We start from the raw sequence: 1,952 nt of genomic DNA on the forward strand, positions 1-1,952 counted from the left end.
GCGTTAAGGGGTGAATGCCGCCTAAACCAAGCTTCCGCAGACCACTTTCACCACCAAAACCAACCGCATACCAAAAATGCCACGCGGCATGAATCCCTCTTAAACGCCTTGTTATGGCTTGGACTTAAGGTGTTCTTTACTTGCCTGATTTAATCATTTCTATGATTTTGTTGGCTTTTTCGAAGTGATCTAGCTGGTGAGTTTGAATCCACCAAGTAGCTGCTTCCATTAACAACACTGGATCGTCGTTTTTATTAGCGAAAAATGCATAAAATGAAACACCAACATTCTCACCCTTTTGTGCGATTTTCTTAGCACAAACATCTAACACTTTACAGCGTAAGGATTCACGCATTCATTATGCCCTCTTTGATTAAAGTAAAAACAATACTTTACACAACGAATAGAACACAAACAACAAACACTGTTCATCCAACCAGTATGACTTTTGAAAGAAGCCATAACGCCGCGTTAAGGGGTGAACAACGCAAGCCACCAAACCTAAATTATTGTGCCATAAACACAAAAGCTAAACTTAGAACCAAAATTGCCAAGCGTTGAGAATCCCTCTTGAACGCTTTGTTATGTGCGTACCTGCTCTTGCACCAACCTCACCCACTTGGAACGCCACTCCTGCGCTTCCATTGGGTCTGGCCAGAACTCTTTCTGTTTGCGGATAAGCCCATTTTCTACCGTATGGAAAGTAATAGCACGCGCCTTTTGAACGCTATCAGTTATAGAAACATCAGTGACTACTGTTTCGCCATCGCAGACGATTGAATGAACGACGAACTCCCAAGTACCATTTGCTGGATAGTAAGAGTTGATTGCTGTGAAATTGTCTCGTCCAACAATAAGCTCACCAGATTGAGGCCAAAACCCTTCAAAATCTGGGCTAAGCCACTCACTTGCTTTCGTGAAATCATTAGTTTTCATTGCGTCCCCAAAAGCTAAGACGACTTCCTTTGAATTCATTATTTCCCTCCAAGCACATAACGCCGCGTTAAGTGGTGAACAACGCTAACCACCTAGCCTAAACCATTGTACCTTAAACACTTAAGCTAACTTGAACTGAAATCGCCAAGCGTTGTGAATCCGTCTTAAACGCTTTGTTAACTGTATTGCACCTCCATCACAAAAAGGGTGCATATTGAATAAGCAACGGTATGATTAGCACTATTAAAAACTAAAAAGTACTCATATGGAACAGCTATCTTTTTTCGAAGTCCCAAGCCCTTGCGTAGGCATTTGCACAGTAGATGAAAAAGGCTACTGCAAAGGTTGTATGAGGAAAAGAGAAGAAAGGTTTAACTGGCTCAACCTAACTAATGAAAGGAAGCTTCAAGTTATCGAGCAATGCCGCCAAAGGTATTTGCGAAAAATTAAGAGTGGGAAACACTATAAATATAATGATGAACAAACACTTGAAGCTCAAAATGATGATTTATTCAGCCAGCTAAAAGACATTGTAGATCAAGGCAAGGTTGAGATTGACTCTGATGTTAGGGAAGAGCTGGATAAAACAATCTTTCAAGGTAAAAGTGCAGCAAACCTCTCAGACAAAGCTCTTGATACGATATTATGGCTGCTGAAAAACTTTTTCTTACCTTTCTTCGTTTCGTGTATTGCTACGGTTTACATGGAGCAGTCAGACTTTGTCCGGGAACTTTTTTCAAAGGCATCTACTAGCCGAGAAATTAAAAGTGAGGTTAGGAAACAAACATTCGACAACACGCAGAAAAACTTACGAGTCATTATCGGAGACAACCTTAATTTTCGTGAAGGGCCAGCCAAAAAACACAACTCATTGGGACTCCTAAATATTGGCGATGTAGTAGAAGTAATAGATAGCACGCACAACAGCTGGCTTTACGTGCGAGTTGTAATAGATGATGAAGTTTTAACCGGTTGGATATATCGGCGATATACCAAAAAGCTTAATTATATGGTTA

At 40.7% G+C, this 1,952-nt stretch carries 3 protein-coding genes and 1 pseudogene; 2 read left to right on the top strand and 2 right to left on the bottom strand.

The features are described from left to right. Window positions 1-136 precede the first annotated feature (136 nt). A complete protein-coding gene (locus tag ACF8EG_RS11760; RefSeq protein WP_039549735.1) occupies window positions 137-355 on the bottom strand; it encodes a DUF6500 family protein in 219 nt (72 codons plus the stop codon). A gap of 227 nt (window positions 356-582) precedes the next feature. Further along, window positions 583-975 (bottom strand): nuclear transport factor 2 family protein, encoded by a 393-nt coding sequence (locus ACF8EG_RS11765; protein ID WP_069507184.1) that lies wholly within the window; start codon window positions 973-975, stop codon window positions 583-585. 226 nt (window positions 976-1,201) lie between these two features. Here ACF8EG_RS11765 and ACF8EG_RS11770 point away from each other — a divergent pair. Next, window positions 1,202-1,396: pseudogene (locus ACF8EG_RS11770) on the top strand (DUF1289 domain-containing protein); the annotation flags it as partial. Between the two features lie 243 nt (window positions 1,397-1,639). Then, the coding region (locus ACF8EG_RS11775) for an SH3 domain-containing protein (protein WP_392411551.1) at window positions 1,640-1,952 on the top strand (313 nt) is incomplete at its 3' end.

This window comes from Vibrio sp. YQ_11 (assembly GCF_043103065.1).
Classification (GTDB): Bacteria; Pseudomonadota; Gammaproteobacteria; order Enterobacterales; family Vibrionaceae; genus Vibrio; species Vibrio parahaemolyticus.

Excerpts from the sequence above, each read along its gene's own strand:
- ACF8EG_RS11765 (WP_069507184.1), bottom strand. The coding sequence starts at position 975 with ATGAATTCAAAGGAAGTCGTCTTAGCTTTTGGGGACGCAATGAAAACT.
- ACF8EG_RS11760 (WP_039549735.1), bottom strand. The coding sequence starts at position 355 with ATGCGTGAATCCTTACGCTGTAAAGTGTTAGATGTTTGTGCTAAGAAA.